The organism is Candidatus Acidiferrales bacterium (assembly GCA_035934015.1).
Classification (GTDB): Bacteria; Acidobacteriota; Terriglobia; order Acidiferrales; family UBA7541; genus DAHUXN01.
The window spans coordinates 43,167-62,345 of record DASYYH010000023.1 but is presented as its reverse complement, the minus strand read 5'-3'; the positions used below and the strand labels follow the sequence as shown (position 1 = coordinate 62,345).

Sequence of the window (19,179 nt, the reverse complement as noted above, 5' to 3'; positions counted from 1 at the left end):
CGATGAGTAACGCCGCCATCCGCGTCGAATCGATCGGCAAACGCTACCGCGTCGGCGAGCGCCAGCGTTACCTCGCCCTGCGCGACGTGCTCACCAACGCATTTCGCCTTAACGGCAAGCGCACGCCGCAGGACCACATCTGGGCCGTCCGCGACGTTTCCTTCGAAGTTCGGCACGGCGAAGTCGTCGGCCTCATCGGCCGCAACGGCGCTGGAAAATCCACGCTCCTGAAACTCCTCGCGCGCATCACGCGTCCCACTGCCGGCCGCGCCACGCTCCACGGCCGCATCGGCAGCCTGCTCGAAGTCGGCACCGGCTTTCATCCCGAGCTCACCGGCCGCGAAAATGTTTTCCTGAGCGGCGCCATCCTCGGTATGAGCAAAGTGGAAATCGAGCGCAAATTCGAAGAAATCGTCGCCTTCGCCGAAGTCGAGCGCTTCATCGACACGCCTCTCAAGCATTACAGCAGCGGCATGCAGATGCGCCTCGCCTTCGCCGTCGCTGCGCATCTCGAGCCCGAAATTCTCCTCGTCGACGAAGTCCTCGCCGTCGGCGATATAACGTTTCAAAAAAAATGCCTCGGCAAAATGGAAGAGGTTTCACGCGGCGGTAGGACAATTTTGTTTGTATCGCACAATATGGGGGCCGTGAATATGCTGTGTTCACGGTGCATTCTACTTGATAAGGGCCGCATTGCCATCGCGGGCGAGACGTCGAAGGTCGCCGCTGCGTACCATACACAGGCGATGGAAGCGGTCGGTTGTGATTCTGATCTTCGGAAAACACACCGAACGGGAACGGGCAAGGCAATCTTCACTTCCATCGCGCTTCGGCCCATGCGCGCGGACGGTTCACTTCTCGATTCCACTTGCACGGGCTGTGACCTCGAGATCGAATTGACAATCGAGGCTCGCCAAGACTTACCCGCATCAATTGTCGCTGTGATTGTCTATGATGCGGGTGGTTATCGCCTCATCGATGTGAATACCTGTCAGAAAGGCGAATTTCTCCAGCTGAACGCCGGGGAAATCGCTCGCGTTTGCTTTCGCATTCAACAGCTTCTGCTACGCTCGGGTACCTACCTGATGGGTCTGTGGCTTGGCAGAGACCGTATCGAAGAGACGGACCATATAGAACGCGCCGCAACGCTCGAGGTCGTCGCAGGCGTCAATGATAACAAGGGGCCGATTGCGTTTCCTGGGACGTATCTGTGCCGTTTCGAAGAAAGTATGTCCATCCTTCAACCATGCGGGTCGGATCGTAAAACGTGTTAAGGCTCACCAGGAGGCTTCCGAATTACGTTAGATTCACCATCGATGACCGGAGGTTTCGCAAGATCTATCAAAAATACAAGAATTTCACGATGGTTCCAGCTGATATTTATGTCGACAACTTGTGTCTCGCTTCTCGTATAGGAGAGATTTCCGGAAGCGTAGTCGAGTGCGGTACCTGGCGCGGCGGTATGATGGCTGGGATGGCGGACGTGCTGGGGGCCGACCGCCGCTATCTTCTTTTCGATAGTTTCCAAGGCCTTCCGCCCGCGAGGGAAATTGACGGTGCGGCTGCGCTAGCATGGCAATCAAACAAAACCAGCCCCATTTACTTCAACAACTGCGCCGCCTCTGAAGAAGAGGTGACGTCGGTGATGTCGATGTCTGCAGCCAGGAATTATCAGATCATCAAAGGTTGGTTCAACGAGACACTGCCAAAGGTAAATCTCTTGGAACCAATTGCTCTGCTGCGGCTGGATGCGGACTGGTATGAATCGACGAAATGCATTCTGGACAACCTCGCCCCTCATGTCGCCTCGGGAGGGATGCTTATTGTCGACGATTACCACACCTGGGAGGGTTGCACGCTGGCAATTAATGAATTCGCTGTAATGAGAAAATGGAGGATCAGGCAGTCTCGCCAAGGAGTCTGCTTTATCATCGCTTAATTGAAGTCCTGCGGAGATGTATGTCCAGCGAACATTACACGCACTGCTTTTACGAAGCGTTAAGAGATGGATCGAGGCGATCCGCCGAAGTCATTGTACCTATCGTGGTGGAGTTCCTGCCAGTCCGCAGCGTTGTTGACGTCGGCTGCGGCGACGGCAGTTGGCTTGCCGTATTGAGGGGGCTGGGCGTAACGGACGTCCTGGGGATTGACGGCGAGTATGTCGCGTCAGATCTCTTGCAAATTCCGCGGGAATTCTTCCAAGCCTTCGACCTCACAAAACCCTTCACGCTCGGGCGCACCTTCGACTTAGCCGTATCACTCGAAGTTGGCGAGCACCTCCCTGCTGATTCCGCGGCCACCTTTGTAGAGTCTCTTACTCGCCTCGCTCCGGCCGTCTTGTTTTCGGCGGCTATCCCATTTCAAGGGGGAAGTCACCATGTCAATGAGCAATGGCCCGACAAGTGGGTTGCACTATTCCGGCGACATAATTATTTAGCCGTAGACTGCATCCGAAAGCGAGTGTGGGAAAATGACGCGGTGGAATGGTGGTATGCTCAGAACACGTTGCTCTTTGTGCGCGCAGAGCTTCTGGAGAAAAATGCACTCTTGAAGAGTGAGTCTGAGCGAACCAATACCAATCAACTCCGTTTAGTTCACCCTAGAAACTATCTCGAAGCTCTCATACCTCTCGAACCATCATTCTGGGGAGTAAGGGCAGCCTCCCAACTTCTTGTGGCTTGCATCCGGAACTTTGTTAGAACAAGACTTTACCGGATCGTCGGGAAGGAAGTGCACTCGCGCGCGGGGAAAAAACCTTATTGCGCGATATCTAAACGTTCGGTGCAAGACTGACGTGAGTTCGCCTACTGTCTCCGTCCTCGTTAATACCTACAATCATGATCGTTACATTGCGCAAGCCCTCCAGAGCGTCATCGATCAGGATTTCCCCGCGAACCAAATGGAAATCATCGTCGTCGACGACGGTTCCACAGACGCGACCTCGGAGATTGTCCGAGAATTCCTGCCGAGGATTCGGTACATTCGCAAAGCCAACGGTGGTCAGGTCTCTGCGTTTAACGCTGGCGTCGCCGAAGCCCGCGGCGAATTCGTCGCTTTCCTCGACGGAGACGACTGGTGGGCTTCTGACAAGCTCAACAAAGTTGTGGCGGCATTCGATGCTCATCCTCAAATCGCCGCCGTCGGCCACGCCTATCACGAAGTGGACGAGAGTGGCGCGGTTTGTGCCACGATGATTCCGACGCGAAATTGTTTGAGCCTGGAGGACATATCTCAGGCGAGGTCATCGGCCCCTTTGCGCGTCTTCTTGGGAACGAGCAGGTTCGCGATACGGCGTGCAGTTCTCGATCAGACTTTGCCGGTCCCGGCGGAATTACCATTCTTTGACAACTTCGTTTTCACACAGGCGATCGCTATATCTGGTGCACAACTTTTAGCCCAGCCTCTGTGTTCTTACCGCCTCCATTCGGGTAATCTCTATGCTTCCTCCTCACCAAATCAAGAAACCCTTTGGACAAAATACAAACTATTGCGCGGTTTGCTGCAACACTTGCCGTCACGATTATCGGGGTTTGGGATATCTGAGGAATGCGTCTCGGCGTTTCTCGCTGCCGACCGATTGGAAGCAAATCAGCTTCATCTATTGCTCGAAGGGGGAAGCAGGCTCGAAGCTTTCCACACAGAGCTAGATTCCTTCAGACTGGCGTACAGAAACCCAGATCTTGGCTACAAAGCGTTCAAAACCTTTGTATTGCTCCTTGCGCTCTTGGTTCCGCCGAAAAGTTTCTATCGACTTCGCCGCTGGTATGCGGCCCACGGCTTGCGCTCGGTGCGAGAGCATATCGGTGGGGCGTACTTGACGCAGCCTGAAGTGACTCGCCCTAGTGAGTCGACTGTCGACAAGACCGCTCGTCGGCGCATCAGAATATGAGCAACACGTGATTTCGGACTGTCCTATCCGGGCCCGTTGCATCGTCGCAGCACCTTCCGAATTCTTGTATCCTCGTATCTGTCCAAGGAATGTGCCACTTGCGTGATGCAATTGTCCTGTCTGGCTGGAACTGGGAAACCTTCAATGTCCCTGAGCGGGTCGCACTCGGATTCGTCGGCTTGGGATCCAAGGTCCTTTATTGTGAAAATCCGGTCTCTCGCTTTCGCGCGAACGGCCGGAATCTGGAAGAAATCGAAAGCCGCCTATATCGCCTGCAGCCACAATTTCTCGGTCATCGGCTCAACCGCATTGCCCTCGGATTTCCGCAGTTGCAGGCAAGGATGGTGGCAAATCAGATTCTGAAAAGCGCTGTCTCCCTAGGGCTGGAAAAACCACTGGTTGTTTACCCCCACGGCGAGTTTTTCATACCGCTGTGCCGTGAGCTCAAGCGCAGGGGGCTGCCCCTCGTTCATCTCTGCATGGATTATCCCGAGCCGGGCCAGGAAGTACATATCGAAATGTCCAGCCTAACCCTGGCAATTCCCAAGAGTGTCTTCCATGAACTGCGCGCCACGTACGGCCTTAAGATTGCCTTGATTCCCCAGGTCACGCGAATGTCCTGCAGCCGCAACCCATGCGGTAAAAACAAGCCGGATGCCGAATTCCTCGCGATCCAAAGACCTCGCCTCTGCTATCTTGGGCCCGTAACGAACCGTTTGAACCTCGGCGTGCTTGAGGGTTTGCTGAAGACTCGCCCCGACTGGCATCTCGTCCATTTTGGAGAAGCGAAATGCCTCCCACTTCCCAATGTTCACGCGATTGCCTGGCGTTCACCAGAACATTTGCAAAATCTGCTAGCAGATTCCGATGTTGGCTTCATGCCATATGACTGTTTCAGTGAGAAAAATTTCCACTGCGTGCCGCTGAAGCTGTTCGATTATTTTTCGGCTGGACTGCCAGTCGTGTCGACTTCCATCGTGAACTTACGCGAGTTCTCCGACGCGATTTATTTCGGCGACGACGTGGATCAACTCGCGCACGCGATACAATCAGCGCTCGACGAACCTGTGGATAGCCCTCGACGGGGAAAAAGGATCCGCATTGCACAGGAACATTCAATCGAAAGCCTTTCGTCCGCGCTGGCCGATTGCCTCCGCGCATTGGCATGAATCAAAATTGGATTGCTCTCTTGGGAAAGAAGGACGCGCCGACTGATGGCGTCGAAGATTATTGCCGGTTTCTGGGAACCGCTCTCGTGCGCCGCGGGACGAATCTCTCGCTTGTTCGCGTCGCATGGGAAAATATTGGCTGGCGGGACGCGTTGCACAAGCTCTTCAAAGGAAGTCAAGCATGGCGCGACAGTTGGGTTTTGCTCCAATACACTTCGCTTTCCTGGTCGCGCCGCGGAATTCCGTTTCGCGTCTTGACTCTGGCGAAAGTCCTGAAAAGACACGGCGCGAAACTTGCAGTGGTTTTTCACGAATCGGAGGGATTTCACGACCACGCCGCAGGATTCGGTGGAGTTCTCCGCGGATTGCGCCACGGAATGCAGAACTGGATCATTCGCCGGCTATATCGTCTCGCCGACAGCGCCATTTTCACCGTTCCCACGGAAAATATCCACTGGCTTGCAAACGAAGATAAAAAATCGAGCTTTGTGCCGATCGGAAGCAACATTCCAGAGATCTCCAACGCAAAGCAAAAGAGCGCGAGCGACGGCAACACGCTAGCGATGGGCGTTTTCTGCGTGACCGAAGGGGCGGCAGGAGTTCGAGAAGCAGAACAAATTGCGGCGATCGTTCGCCGCGCCTGCGAGACGATACATCCTTTGCGCCTGGTTGTTTTTGGCAGAGGCGCAGTTGCGGCCAGCCCACTTCTGCACCGCGGGCTCGATGATTGCGATTTGGATCTTTCAGTTCTGGACGTGCTCCCCGGAGAAAAGGCGGCGCAAATTCTCTCGGAATTGGATGTTCTGCTCTATGTGCGCGGCGAAATCTCTCCGCAACGCGGCGTGGTGATGGCCGCGATTGCCAGCGGCGTTCCTCTTGTCGGCTATGGCGATCCGCAAAAATGCTTTCCCGTGAGCGCGGCGGGGGTTTTATTGGTACCGTTGGGCGATATGCAGGCGCTGAGCGATGCATTGCAACGTGTCCTAAGCGATGAGAGTGTGCGGCGAGAACTTCGCGAGCGGAATATCGCGGCACAAAAGAAATATTTTTCCTGGGATGTGATCGCAGAAAAATTCATTGGGACTTTGCGGAATGGCTGAACGGCTTCGCATACTTCTGCTCTGCGCGCATCCGGTGCAATACGCTTCGCCCGTTTTCCGCAGGATGGCGCAGCATCCGTCACTCGATGTCACCGTGGCCTATTGCAGCCTACAAGGCGCGGAGCGCGCGCTTGATCCCGACTTCGGGATCGAAGTCGCATGGGATATTCCATTGCTCGAAGGATATCGTTGGGTGCAACTTCCGAATCACGCATTTTCGCGCAGCGAACAATCCTTCCTCGGACTAATGAATCCCAGCGTGTGGAAATTAATTCGCAAAGGAAAGTTCGATGCCGCGGCGATTTTTACCGGATACAAGCCCGTGACGTTCTGGATTGCGGCACTGGCCGCTAAATTTTCCGGCTCGGTTCTGATGTTCGGCACCGATTCGCACAATCTGAATTCGCGAGACGGTCGAAACTGGAAGCAATTTATCAAAAAAATGTTTTGGCCCAGATTATTCGGAATGGCCGATCTGGCGATTGCGCCATCGAGCGGCACTGTGGCTTTGATGCACTCCCTCGGCTTGCCGGATGAGCGCATCGCGATGCTTCCCTATGTTGTGGACAACGAGCGATGGATCGCTGAGGCGAAGAAAGTCGACCGTTCCGCGATTCGCCGCGCATGGAACATTCCCGAAGACGCTCCCGTTGTCCTTTTCTGCGCGAAATTGCAGCCATGGAAACGGCCGCAAGATTTGCTTCGGGCGTTTGCCAAAGCGAATGTTCCGGGCGCGTATCTTGTCTATGCAGGTGAAGGTTCCATACGCAGGGAACTCGAAGACGAAGCCCGGGCACTCGGTGTTGATGACCGCACGCGATTTCTCGGCTTTGCGAACCAAGGAGCTCTGCCGGGCATTTACACCGCGTGCAATCTGCTCGTCCTGCCATCGGAATACGAGCCCTTCGGCCTGGTGGTGAACGAAGCGATGCTCTGTGGGCGCGGAGTAATCGTCAGTGACCGAGTCGGCGCAAAATATGATCTGGTGCGCGAAGGAGAAACCGGATTTGTATTTCTCTGTGGGGACATCGACGCGCTCGCTGCTTTGCTGACGAAGACACTTGGTTCGCCTGAACTTCTATGCAAACTCGGCGAAGCCGCCAGAAAACGAATGGGAACCTGGGGACCCAACGCATACATTGAAGCATTTATTAGCGCGGTCGAACGTGCGAAACGTCTTCGCGCGCCGCGCGCCGCCAAGTGAGCGCTCTCGATTGGTGCGAATGTGAGTGGGACATGGCGAAGAGCGGGATAACGGCATATTATCTTTCGCAGCCCGGTCTGAACGTCGGAAGCTAGTGGCGCGCATTCGGAATCCGTCAAGGCGAATATGGGCGCATGGGTCGCAAAACTAGAAGCTTTTCGCGAGAGGGTGATTCGCCCGCACGACGGCAGCATTCCGTTCCTTCGTTCACAGACATTTATCTCCCTGGTTTTTTTCCTCTTTGTAATCGCGGCGGCATGGAAAGTTGCCGGATGGATCTCCGCAGGCGAAACCAACATGGTCGTCTTTGCGGCCATGGCATTCGTGCTATGTGGCATCGGATTCACCATTATTAAAAGCTGGCGCGCGGGATTTTACCTGTTCGTTGTCTGGCTGCTGTTTGAAGATCTCATTCGCAAATATCTCGGCAATAATATGGCGATCTATTTCGCCAAGGACGCGCTTGTCGGACTAACCTACATTTCCTTGCTGCTTGCAATTCGACGCGGGAAAGCCAAGGCGTTTCGCCCGCCTTTCCTGCTGACCTTCAGCTTGTTTTTCTGGCTCGCGGCGCTGCAGGTATTCAATCCATATTCGCCGAGCATTCTTTACGGCTTGCTCGGCATGAAACTCTACTTTTATTACGCGCCGCTGATGTTCGTCGGGTATGCGCTCATTCGCGATGACCGCGATTTGTGGCGATTTTTGATTGCTTTCATGGCGCTCGCCGGCGTCATTTCCACCCTGGGGATCGTTCAGGGGGTTATTGGTCCGACTTTTTTGAGCCCGGCAACATTGGCCCCAGATATCCGCGAACTGGGTTCACTCGAGAAAACTGTGCCGTTGACCAACCAAATGTTTCTTCTGCCGTCGTCGGTGTTTGTGAGCTCGGGACGCTTCGCTTTCTATCTTGTGCTCGCGACCATCGTCGGTCTGGGTGCGGCGGGGTACTTTGTTCTCTCGAAGCTGCGAAAACGGAAATTCATTCTCGCCGGAATCGCTCTGATTGCGATCGCCGTTTTGCTGAGTGGCTCCCGCACCGCACTGATGTATTTTTTGATCAGCATGCTGGTGATGGCGGCAGCATACCTCTGGGGCGTGCCGGTGCAAAGCACGCCGGGCCGGCGGTTGATGAAGTCCATCCGCCGAAGCATCGGTATCGCGGCGGTTGGACTGGCGATCTTTGTCGCGTTTTTTCCTTCCGCGGCCGCCTCGCGATTTGATTTCTATTCAGAGACGCTTCTGCCCAACAGTTCGGCCTATGAACTGAGCTACCGCGCCTGGAATTACCCGCTGTTGAATTTAATGGACGCATTTTCGAGGCCGCACTGGATCGTGGGAAACGGTACGGGGACGGCATCTCTCGGCGTTCAATATGTGAGCAAGCTGACTGGCCCACCGCCTGATATTGGAGTTGAAGAAGGTTACGGTCAACTCATCGTTGAAATGGGAATCCTCGCGCCCATTCTTTGGATTCTGTGGACGGCTTCTCTGGTATGGGCCTGTTGGAAAATCGTTGGATCGCTGCGACAGACACGCCTCTTTCCTGTTGCGATGGCGATCTTCTGGTATGCGTTTGTGCTGCTCTATCCGCTCGCGTTCCTTGGCCTCGACATCTATCAAAATTTTGTCAACAACGCGTTTCTATGGATTCTCGTGGGCGTCTTGTTCCGTCTTCCAGAAATCACCGCAAATCAAGCGCTGCCGAACAATTCCACTGATGGACTCCGCGCTCTGCCGGTTGATCGATGAAGCAAAAATATCGTTTGGCCGTGATTTCTCCCTTTCTGGACAAACGCCACGGCACAGAACGATCAGTCGTCGAATGGCTGAACGGAATTCCGGAGCATTTTGAAGTGCATGTTTACAGTCAGGGTGTGGAAGACCTGGACTTGTCTCGAATCCAATGGCATCGCATACCGAAACTTCCTGGCCCTCATCTGCTAGGTTACGTATGGTGGTTTGCAGCCAATCACCTTTGGCGTGCCTGGGATCGCGCAGTTCGGGGATTGCGATACGACCTGACCTACAGCCCGGGTGTCAACTGCCTGAACGCGGATGTCATATCCGTTCACATCATGTTTGCCGAACTGCTGCGCAAGAACACCGCGTCCATGCGCCTTCGTGATCACCCGCTGTCCGATTGGCCGCGACTCCTCCACCGGAAGATTTATTACCATCTCATCGCAAAACTTGAGCGCCATTTATATCGGAAACCGGATGTCGCGCTGCTTGTCATCGCGCAAAGGATTTCCGATGGGCTGCAGGAATTCTACGGGCGCGCGGATCCGTCTCCGGTTGTGTATTTTGGATTAGATCACGGCGTTTTCAATCCCGTGCGACGCCTCGAATTGCGCACGGCAGCACGTGAGGAATTGCATGTAAAGGCGAACGAATTCGCGCTCCTGCTGATCGGCAACGACTGGTTGAATAAAGGACTGTCAACTTTGCTCGACGCGATGGACCGGCTCAAAGAATTGCCGCTGCACTTGCTGGTTGTGGGAACAGATGACCGCACACCGTATATCAAAGCCATTCAGGAAAAATCGCTCATGAAACGAGTCGATTTGGGGCCGCCCAGGAAAGATGTGGAATTCTATTACGCGGCAGCGGATGTTTACACGGGGCCCTCGAAGGAGGACGCGTTGCCTTTGCCCCCCGCGGAAGCCATGGCGTGCGGATTGCCCGTGATTGTTACAGCGAAATGCGGCGTTTCGGAAATCATCACGAACGGGCAAGATGGATTGATTATGCAAGATGCCGTGAATGCAGAGGATTTGGCAGCGAAAATTCGCTCGCTCTACGAGGACACGAGCTTGCGCCAGGGGCTTGGCGAAAAAGCAGCGGAGACTGCGCGGCGATTCACGTGGGAACGCAGCGCGCGAGAGTTTGACGAGGTCCTTTGCGAGGTCTTGCGGAAGAAGTTGACTTCAGGTGGTGTGCAGCGTGCGGGTGCCTGAATCACTCTCCGAACAAAACGCGACAAAGAAAGTCTGGAGGCCAATCGCTCATGATTGTCGCGATGTTTCCCGCGTTCCTTTCGGTTGGCGGAATTGAGACGGCCGGGCGGCAAACGGCCGCAGCATTCGCTACGATCGCCGATTCGCAAGGGTGGCACTACGAGTTTTTCAGCCTCAACGACAGCAAGGGCGAACACGAAACCGGTACGGGCGAACAGCGATTCCGCTTTCGCGGGTTCGATCGTCAGAAATTGCGGTTTGTCCTCGCCGCATTGCGCGCCGCGCGCGCATGTCCAAAAATTATCTTTGCGGCGCACCCCAATCTCGCTCCTATGGCCGCCACGATGCGGTTTTTCGCGCGCCACGCGCGAGTGATCGTCGGGACGCATGGGATCGAAGTGTGGACGCCCCTTCCGCACATTTGCCGCGTGTCGTTGCGGCGCGCGGATATCATTGTAGCTCCGAGCAGCGATACAGCAAGGAGGTTGAGCGCGGCGCAAAAAATTGTGGAAACAAAAATCAGACGCGTGCCGTGGCCCTTGGATCAGGAAATGGCCGAATTGGCGCGCTCGCCAGCGGGACTCGTGCTTCCGCAAGAATTTCCCAGCGGAAGAGTCGTCCTTTCCGTTGGCCGCTGGGCTGCGAACGAGCGCTACAAGGGCGCGGACCTTCTTATCCAGGTATTCGGAGAACTATCGAAGGAATTCCCGGGTGTACATCTGGTGCTCGTTGGACAAGGAGATGATCTCGCGCGATTGTGGAACCTCGCGCAGGAGTCCACTGCGGCACATAAGATTCGCTTCCTGACAAATCTTTCGCGAAGGGAACTCGCCGCTTGCTACGTGCACGCCGAAATATTTGCCTTGCCAAGCATGGGTGAAGGGTTTGGGCTGGTTTTTCTAGAAGCCATGGCGTTCGAGAAGCCACTCATCGGTACTCCTTTCGGCGGCATTCCGGATATCATCGACGACGGGGAGACGGGCATCCTGGCAGATCCAAGGAATCCGGCGTCGGTGAGCGGCGCCCTGCGCACGCTTCTTTCAAATAACGACTTGAGACAGAAATTGGGAAGACGCGCGGGAGAAATCGTCCGCAGCCGTTATGGCTTCAATCAATTTCGGCGCGAATGGGAAAAACTATTAGGCGTGGATGAGCGGACATAACGTCGGCGTAAAATCGGAAAGACTGCCCTCGGAGGGAACCACTGAATTTCCGGGTACTCCCATGCCGTCCGGCTCAACCTCAAAGCACATGCGCATTTTGAAAATCGTGCAGTCCTATTATCCCTTTCAGGAGAAGGGCGGGCCTGTTGTCAAAGTCCGCGCGATTGCGCTTGGGCTGGCGGCGCGCGGACATTCTGTTACGGTGCTGACAGCGGATCACGGCTTTCAACCTTCGATGGTTCCCAATTTGCATGCCGAGGAAGGCCGCTGGGGTTGGCAGATGCAGGAAGGCGGCGTGGATGCGATCTTTCTTCGCACGTTCGGGCATTATCGTGCCGAAACTTTTAATCCGGGCCTTATGAGATGCGCAGCGCAACTGATCCCGAATTTCGATTGTGTCCATATCTACGGCCTTTACGATTTCCTGGGTCCGGCGGTCGCGTATGAATGCCGGGGGCATCGCGTTCCATATCTCGTCGAACCGATGGGCATGTTCCGGCCGATTGTTCGCAACCTGCTGCTGAAAAAAATTTACCATGCGGTCTTTGGAAGGCGGCTTCTGCAGGGCGCATACCGTATGATCGCGACAGCGGAGCAGGAAAAGCGGGAACTCGTCGCGGGGGGAATCGATTCGGCGCGCGTCGTCGTGCGGAGAAACGGAATCGATGTTCCCGAGCGACTGCCCGAACGTGGGGGCTTTCGCCGGAAATGGAAAATCGAGCCGCAGACGCAGATTGTCCTGTTTCTTGGCCGTATCGTTGCGAAGAAGAGTCCCGATCTATTGCTCGACGCATTTGCGCGCATGCTCCGCGAAGCGCCGGACGCGAAGAATTCAGTTCTGGTCTTCGCCGGGCCGACGGAAGAAGCCAGCTACATTACAAATTTGCGATCACGCGCGGCAGCGCTGGGCATCTCCGAGAGCGTTTTATTCACTGGGCCAATCTATGATGAAGCGAAATGGGCCGCGTATCGCGATGCGGATGTATTCGCCCTGCCATCGCAAAACGAGAACTTCGGAAACTCCGCGGCCGAAGCCATGGCCTGCGGCACGCCAGTAATTGTCAGTAACCAATGTGGGATTGCGCCGCTGATCGAAGGGAAAACTGGACTGGTTGTTCCGCACGACACGCGCGCGGTTGCGGACGCGCTAAAAGCGCTGCTTCAGGACAATCGCCTTGCTCAAGAATTCCGCGACGCTTGCCCCAGCGCGATTCGCGGTCTTTCCTGGGACGAACCGCTAACACAAATGGAGGAGCTTTATCGCGAAGCGGCATCGCAGTCCAAGCCAGCTTGAAAGTTTCGTCCGGCCGACGATTTTCAAACGACGGTTGCGAATCAAGCAGCGAACATTTTCAAGTTAAATGTCGTCCAGAATGATTCGTGACACTTTGCGATCGAGTTCAGTACGATGTTGAGCGGCAAGCCCACGCGCGAGCTAGAGAATTAAATGTGCGGAATCTGCGGGATCATCGGCTCGGACAACCAAAAAAACTCAGCGCCGCGGCTTCAGCGCATGATGGACGCGATGACGCATCGCGGGCCGGATGGCGAAGGGGTATTTGTTGCTCCGCGCGCGGCCATCGGCATGCGGCGCCTCAGTATTATCGATCTTCCCGGCGGCAATCAGCCGATCTGGAATGAGGCAGAAACGCTCGCTGTCGTTTTCAATGGCGAGATATACAACTATCGCGACTTGCGCGCGTCGCTCGAATCCAAGGGACACATTTTCCGGACGCAATCCGACACGGAAGTCATCATCCACGCTTATGAAACCTGGGGAGAGGACTGCGTGCGCGAACTGCGCGGGATGTTTGCGTTCGCAATTCTTGAAATGCTGGACGGAAAGGCGGGACGGCCGAGGCGCATTTTCCTCGCGCGCGATCGCCTGGGCATTAAGCCCCTCTATTACGCGAGTGCCGGCGGCAATTTCTATTTTGCTTCTGAAGTTCGCGCGCTGCTTGCGGGCGATTGCGTTCCACGGCAATTGTCGCCCGCCGCAGTTTCGAGCTATCTGCTTTTCGGATCTATCGGCGAGCCGATGACGTTGCTCGAAGGCGTCGACTCGCTGCCGCCGGGCTACCGAGGCTACGTCTCCTGCGATTCGCCGGCGAATTCTTTCCGGCCAAATTGTTATTGGAGCCTCGCGGATATTCCGCAGGAATCGAAAGAGAGAGCGCATGCTGAATCGCCAGCCGCATGCGTAAGGACCTGTTTCGAAGATGCTGTTCGCCGCCATCTGATTGCCGATGTTCCTGTGGGCGTTTTCTTGAGCAGCGGCATGGATTCGACGGCGATCGCCGCAGTTGCGAGCCGACAGCATCCGGGCATCAAGACGTTCACTGTCGTTTTTCCTGAGCAGGATTTCAACGAAGGTCAGATCGCGCGGCACTCGGCAGAACAACTGGGAACGGAGCACGCGGAGTTCATCTTGAGCGGCGAGGAAATGAAGTCACGGCTCGACGAAGCAGTGATGGCCTTCGACCAGCCGAGCGCCGACGGTGTGAATACGTTCTTTGTTTCCTGGGCTGCGCGCCAAGCCGGATTGAAAGTCGCGCTTTCGGGCCTTGGCAGCGATGAACTTTTCGGCGGGTATTCGACATTTCGTTCGACGGCACAGATTGCGCGACTGATCGCGTCTTCGCGGTGGATTCCGGCTGCCATTCGGCGCGGCGGAGCTGCTCCGCTGAACGCATGGGCCGCACGGAGCCGCCGTCCGGACGTGATCCGCAAGATGACGGCGGCATTCACGAGTCCGCAGGGATTCCCGCATCCGTATTTTTTCACGCGAACTCTTTTTTCGTCAGACGCTCTCGCGGAGCTCCTGCCGAAAAACGACGATGGCGCGGACGCAGCACCCTGGATGGATTGGCTATCGAATGCGGCGCGAGAAGCGGGGAAACTGGACGCATTCAACGCCGTTTCCTGGCTGGAAACTCGCTCGTATCTTGTCAACATGCTTCTGCGCGATACCGATACCATGAGCATGCGCCATTCGCTGGAAGTTCGCGTGCCATTTCTGGATACGCGGCTCGTCGAGCTCGTGCTTGCGCTTCCGGGCGCCACGAAACAAATGAAGGGAATGCGCAAGGTGCTGCTCGCGGAAGCGCTGGGTGATTTGCTTCCTCGTGAAATCATCGAGCAGCCGAAGAAGACATTTACTTTGCCATGGGAAGGATGGCTGCGAGGCGAATTGCGGCAGCGTGTCGCGACAGGACTTTCGGATTGCGATGCGAAACTCGCGGCGGTCGTAAATGCTGCCGCCGTCAGAAATGTCTGGCAGGATTTTTTGGCTGGCAGGACAAGCTGGTCACGGCCATGGAGCTTGTTCGTGCTGAATGAATGGGTGCGCAGGAACTTGAGCGCTGATGGCGGTCCGAGTGCGCGACGAGAAACCAAATCGGCAACTGCGGTATTCTAATTAAGGTGGAATAGCTCTCAAAAAAGGCATGTGGGTCGGCGGATGATCATTCTCGGAATCAACGCGTACCACGCCAACGCGTCAGCGGCCATCGTCGTGGATGGCCAGTTGATTGCCGCGGTGGAAGAAGAACGGCTGAATCGCGTGAAGTACGCCGCCGGGCTGCCGGTCAAGGCCATTCAATATTGCCTTGACGCTGCCGGCGCGAAATTTTTCGACGTCGATCACATCGCCATCCCCCGCAATCCCTGGGCGCGCATGGGGACAAAGCTGCGCTTCGCCATGCGCATGCCGCAATTTGCGCTCGAACGCGCGAAAGTGTTCCGGCGCTTCCACGGAATCAAGGACGAACTTGCCGCCGCGTTTGAAATCGATCCGCAGACCATTCGCGCGCAATTCCATCGCATCGAGCATCACCAAGCGCATCTCGCCAGCACATTTTTCGTCTCGCCGTTTGACCACGCCGCCGTGCTTTCCGCCGACGGTCTGGGCGATTTCGCCAGCACGATGTGGGGCGTCGGTGAAGGGTCGCAAATTCGCATTGCTGGCTCCATTGCGTTTCCGCATTCGCTGGGCATGTTTTATACGGCGATGACGCAGTACCTGGGATTTTTGAAATTCGGCGACGAGTACAAAGTGATGGGCCTCGCCGCGTACGGCGCGCCGGCGTATCTCGATGAACTCCGGCAGATCGTTCATACGGAAGAACCGATCGGTTTCCGCCTCAACCTCCGTTATTTCACGCATCACAAATCCGGCCCGGAAATGACCTGGAAGAAAGCAGACGAGACGCCGGTCATCGGAAGGCTTTTCTCGCCGTTGCTTGAGGAACGTCTCGGTCTCGCGAGGAGGCCGGAGCAGCCGCTCGAACAACACCATAAGGATTTCGCGGCCAGCATGCAAACGCACCTCGAAGACGTTCTGCTGGCGAACCTCAACGCGCTGCACAAGCAAACCAAGACCAAAGCGCTTTGCCTTGCGGGCGGAGTCGCATTCAATTGCGTCGCCAACGGGAAAATTCTGGAACGGACGCCCTTTGAGCAGATTTACGTGCAGCCGGCCGCGGGCGATGGCGGGCTTTCCATAGGCGCGGCCTTTGCGGTGAATTGTCAGATTCTCGGAAAGCCGCGCGGCTTCGCGATGGAACATGCATTTTGGGGTCCAGGATTTGAGACAGAGCAAATCCGGCGGGCCGTTTGCAACTGGCATTCGGGTTCCGGGGACACGGAAATCAGCGAACTCGATGAAGAATCATTGGTGCAAGCGACGGCGCATCACATTGCACAGGGGAAAGTGGTCGGGTGGTTTCAGGGCCGTGCAGAGTGGGGCCCGCGCGCGCTGGGCAATCGCAGCATTCTGGCCGATCCGCGCCGCGCGCAGATGAAAGAGACTCTGAATCGCCGGATCAAGCACCGCGAAGCTTTCCGGCCATTTGCGCCTTCGATCCTCGAGGAATCCACGGGCGAATATTTCGAGCGCACGCATCCTTCGCCGTTCATGACCTTCGCATATCCGGTGCGGCAGACCAAACGCGCAGTGATCCCTGCGCCGACACACGTGGACGGGACGGCGCGATTGCAAACTGTGAGCCGGAATGCGCATCCCTTGTACTGGCGTCTGATCCGGACATTTGGTAACATTACAGGGGTCCCAGTCCTGCTAAATACATCTTTCAACGATAACGAACCGATTGTTTGCCAGCCCTCAGAAGCCCTAGCCTGTTTTGAACGCACAAGAATGGATGTATTGGTGTTGGGAAATCTCTTGCTCGAGAAGAAACCGCTCGAAAATTCGAGCGACGAAACGCCCGCAGCTGTGTTGAATAATAGGTCGTGAGAAAAACTGGAGAGCTCTCTCGCTCTCCAGGGTCACGCAAGCAGCACGCGCCGTGAGTCACTTGGGAACTCGCTGTGCACATATTATTGCTGAACGAATATTTTCCGCCTGACACTTCGGCGACAGCCAAAATGGCCGCCACTGTCGTCGAGGCATTGTCCGCGCACCACGAGGTGACCGTCCTCGCTGGCCGGCCGTCCTATGATCCAACGGAATACTACCCGTATGCGCTCCTGAGGCGCGACGCAATTGGCAAGAATGTCGTCGTCGAGCGGGTGGGCTCGTCGGCCTTTCCGCGTCAGAGCATGCGGCGGCGCGTGGCCAATTATCTCTCTTACGTTTTGCTGGCTTTTCCGCGCGCGCTGGCCATCAAGGCGGATTTGGTTTTGGCAATGACCGACCCGCCGTTTGCCGGGATTGTCGGCGCGGCAATCGCCCGGCTGAAGGACATTCCCTTTGTCTACAACATCCGCGACCTCTATCCGGATATGGCAGTCGGCGGCGAGATCGTTCGCCGGCGAACGTGGGTCGGCATGTGGGAACGCATGCATCGTTGGGCCCTGCGCTCGGCAGAGCACGTCATTGTGCTCGGGGACGACATGCGCGACCGTATCGTGGCGAAGGGTGTCGACCCGCAGCGCGTTGTTGTTGTTCGCGATGGCACTTCGACTTCCTTTGTGCCCGCGCAGCCGGACGACCCAGCCATCCGTGAGATACGTGGCTCGGCTGAGTTTGTGGTGCTGCACGCAGGAAATTTGGGCTTCTACGGCGCGTGGAACACGCTGATCGAAGCTGCGCGCATGCTGCCGCGAAATGGCATCCGCCTGGTTTTCGTCGGCGATGGAGCGAATCGCGCGCGCCTGGAAGAATCCAGTCGTTCATGCGAGATCGTCAAATTCCTGCCATTCCGGCCGGTGACGGAAATCCCTTGCGTCATGGCCGCGGGCGACGTCCATGTCGTCACGATTCGGCGCGGACTGGACGGCGTTGTGGTTCCCAGCAAACTCTATTCGATTCTAGCGGCAGGCCGGCCTGTTTTGGTCGTCGCTCCGGAGGAAACGGATGCGGCGCGCATCGTACGCACCTCCGGTTGCGGCGTTGTGGCCGATCCCGACGATCCCGCACAGGTGGTTGCCGCGATTCATTCCTTGAAAAGCGATCCGCAGCGGCTGGCGGATATGGGTCGGCGAGCGCGCGTGGCAGCGGAGAAGTATGCGCGAGAAAACGAACTGGAAAAATTCACCGGCGTCGTAGAAGAAGCAATTCACGCAGAGGTGCGTGGTGCGATGAGTCTTTCGGAATAACGGAATGATTTGGCACATTTGGTTCGCTTTTGCGATTGCGCTCTTCGGCTCGTTGATCCTCACGATGCCGGTGCGAGCTTTTGCCCTGCGCGTGGGCATGGTCGACAAGCCGGATACTCGGAAAATCCATATCAAGCCCGTGCCCCTGCTGGGGAGCGCCGCTATCTACGCCGGATTTCTGCTTGCCGTCGTTGGCACCATGCAAAACAACTGGCATGGAGAAATTCTTGCCATCCTCGCCGGCGCAACTCTCCTGGCCGGGACGGGCATTCTTGACGATTCGGGCAAGCTGCATCATCAAATCAAGCTTTTCGTCAGCATGCCGCTGGCCGGATGCATTCTGCTTGCCACGGGAATTCACGCTCAGATTTTTTCTATATTCATCCCCGGTTTAGTAGGACGCCTGCTGGATATGGCGCTCACGTTATTTTGGGTCGTGGGAATCACCGCGGCGTTCAGCATTCTTGATCACATGGACGGCCTGTGTGCCGGGATTGCCGCGATTGCGGCGACGTTCTTCATGATTGCGGCGTGGATCAACGGGCAAATCCTCGTGTGCACGCTCGCGGCGGCGACCCTCGGCGCTGCGCTGGGCTTTTTGCGCTGGAATTTTGCCCCGGCAAAAATTTTTATGGGCGATGGCGGCGCGATGATGCTGGGATTCCTCACCGCTGCGCTCGGCTTGAAGGTGCGGCCCGCCGGTGAGCATTTCCCCACTCAATGGCTCCTGCCGGTCTTGATCCTCGGCGTACCCATCTTTGATACGACGCTGATCACCATCTCGCGCTTGCGTCGCGGCCTATTGCCATTCACTTCGCCCGGCAAAGATCATACGGCGCACCGAATTTCCAACCTCGGATTCGGCCACAAGCGCGCTGTGCTTGTGATGTATGCGCTGGCCGGAATCTTCGGCGTTTTGGCGTTTCTGATCTCATATTTCCCTCCGGTTGTTGCTTATGGACTATGCGTGGCGGTCATCCTGCTTGGCGGGATTGCCATAGCTGCGCTCGAGCGCTCTCCCTACGAACGACAGGAAAGGCCTGGGGGCCTGCCCGTTGCTCTCTAGCCGTTCCCGACTCTAGTCTGTCTCTCCTGTGTTGTTTTCTGCGCGGGCTATGCTGCGCTATACTGGCGGC

General features: G+C 56.3%; 15 protein-coding genes. All 15 read left to right on the top strand.

Annotated elements, in window-relative coordinates; all coding sequences use genetic code 11:
• Positions 1 to 2 precede the first annotated feature (2 nt).
• Positions 3 to 1,274, top strand: coding sequence for an ABC transporter ATP-binding protein (locus tag VGR81_11020; GenBank protein HEV2289474.1), 1,272 nt, complete (start codon positions 3 to 5; stop codon positions 1,272 to 1,274).
• Positions 1,275 to 1,363: 89 nt separating this feature from the next.
• A complete protein-coding gene (locus VGR81_11015; GenBank protein HEV2289473.1) occupies positions 1,364 to 1,939 on the top strand; it encodes a TylF/MycF/NovP-related O-methyltransferase in 576 nt (191 codons plus the stop codon).
• Positions 1,940 to 1,959: 20 nt separating this feature from the next.
• Positions 1,960 to 2,793, top strand: a complete 834-nt coding sequence (locus VGR81_11010) for a methyltransferase domain-containing protein (protein HEV2289472.1) — start codon at positions 1,960 to 1,962, stop codon at positions 2,791 to 2,793.
• Between the two features lies 1 nt (position 2,794).
• On the top strand, positions 2,795 to 3,889 hold the full coding sequence (locus VGR81_11005) for a glycosyltransferase (protein HEV2289471.1): 1,095 nt from the start codon (positions 2,795 to 2,797) through the stop codon (positions 3,887 to 3,889).
• 98 nt (positions 3,890 to 3,987) lie between these two features.
• Complete coding sequence (locus VGR81_11000) at positions 3,988 to 5,058, top strand: glycosyltransferase (GenBank protein HEV2289470.1); 1,071 nt, start codon at positions 3,988 to 3,990, stop codon at positions 5,056 to 5,058.
• Entirely contained in the window at positions 5,055 to 6,158 is a 1,104-nt protein-coding gene (locus VGR81_10995; protein ID HEV2289469.1) for a hypothetical protein, read from the top strand. The genes VGR81_11000 and VGR81_10995 overlap by 4 nt, the downstream gene beginning before the upstream one ends.
• Positions 6,151 to 7,362, top strand: a complete 1,212-nt coding sequence (locus VGR81_10990; GenBank protein HEV2289468.1) for a glycosyltransferase family 4 protein — start codon at positions 6,151 to 6,153, stop codon at positions 7,360 to 7,362. Before VGR81_10995 ends, VGR81_10990 begins: the two co-directional genes overlap by 8 nt.
• 126 nt (positions 7,363 to 7,488) lie before the next feature.
• The gene (locus tag VGR81_10985) at positions 7,489 to 9,114 is read left to right on the top strand and encodes a hypothetical protein (GenBank protein ID HEV2289467.1); all 1,626 of its coding nucleotides are present in this window, start codon (positions 7,489 to 7,491) and stop codon (positions 9,112 to 9,114) included.
• Entirely contained in the window at positions 9,111 to 10,322 is a 1,212-nt protein-coding gene (locus tag VGR81_10980; GenBank protein HEV2289466.1) for a glycosyltransferase family 4 protein, read from the top strand. The genes VGR81_10985 and VGR81_10980 overlap by 4 nt, the downstream gene beginning before the upstream one ends.
• 62 nt (positions 10,323 to 10,384) lie before the next feature.
• The gene (locus VGR81_10975; protein ID HEV2289465.1) at positions 10,385 to 11,485 is read left to right on the top strand and encodes a glycosyltransferase family 4 protein; all 1,101 of its coding nucleotides are present in this window, start codon (positions 10,385 to 10,387) and stop codon (positions 11,483 to 11,485) included.
• Positions 11,472 to 12,779, top strand: a complete 1,308-nt coding sequence (locus VGR81_10970) for a glycosyltransferase (protein ID HEV2289464.1) — start codon at positions 11,472 to 11,474, stop codon at positions 12,777 to 12,779. The genes VGR81_10975 and VGR81_10970 overlap by 14 nt, the downstream gene beginning before the upstream one ends.
• A 153-nt stretch (positions 12,780 to 12,932) precedes the next feature.
• Positions 12,933 to 14,903, top strand: coding sequence for an asparagine synthase (glutamine-hydrolyzing) (gene asnB / locus VGR81_10965; GenBank protein HEV2289463.1), 1,971 nt, complete (start codon positions 12,933 to 12,935; stop codon positions 14,901 to 14,903).
• 42 nt (positions 14,904 to 14,945) lie between these two features.
• Positions 14,946 to 16,739 carry a carbamoyltransferase gene (locus VGR81_10960; GenBank protein HEV2289462.1) on the top strand — a complete coding sequence of 598 codons (1,794 nt, stop codon included), beginning with the start codon at positions 14,946 to 14,948 and terminating at the stop codon, positions 16,737 to 16,739.
• A 74-nt stretch (positions 16,740 to 16,813) separates the two neighbouring features.
• On the top strand, positions 16,814 to 18,043 hold the full coding sequence (locus tag VGR81_10955) for a glycosyltransferase family 4 protein (GenBank protein ID HEV2289461.1): 1,230 nt from the start codon (positions 16,814 to 16,816) through the stop codon (positions 18,041 to 18,043).
• Between the two features lie 4 nt (positions 18,044 to 18,047).
• Complete coding sequence (locus VGR81_10950) at positions 18,048 to 19,109, top strand: MraY family glycosyltransferase (protein ID HEV2289460.1); 1,062 nt, start codon at positions 18,048 to 18,050, stop codon at positions 19,107 to 19,109.
• Positions 19,110 to 19,179 lie beyond the last annotated feature (70 nt).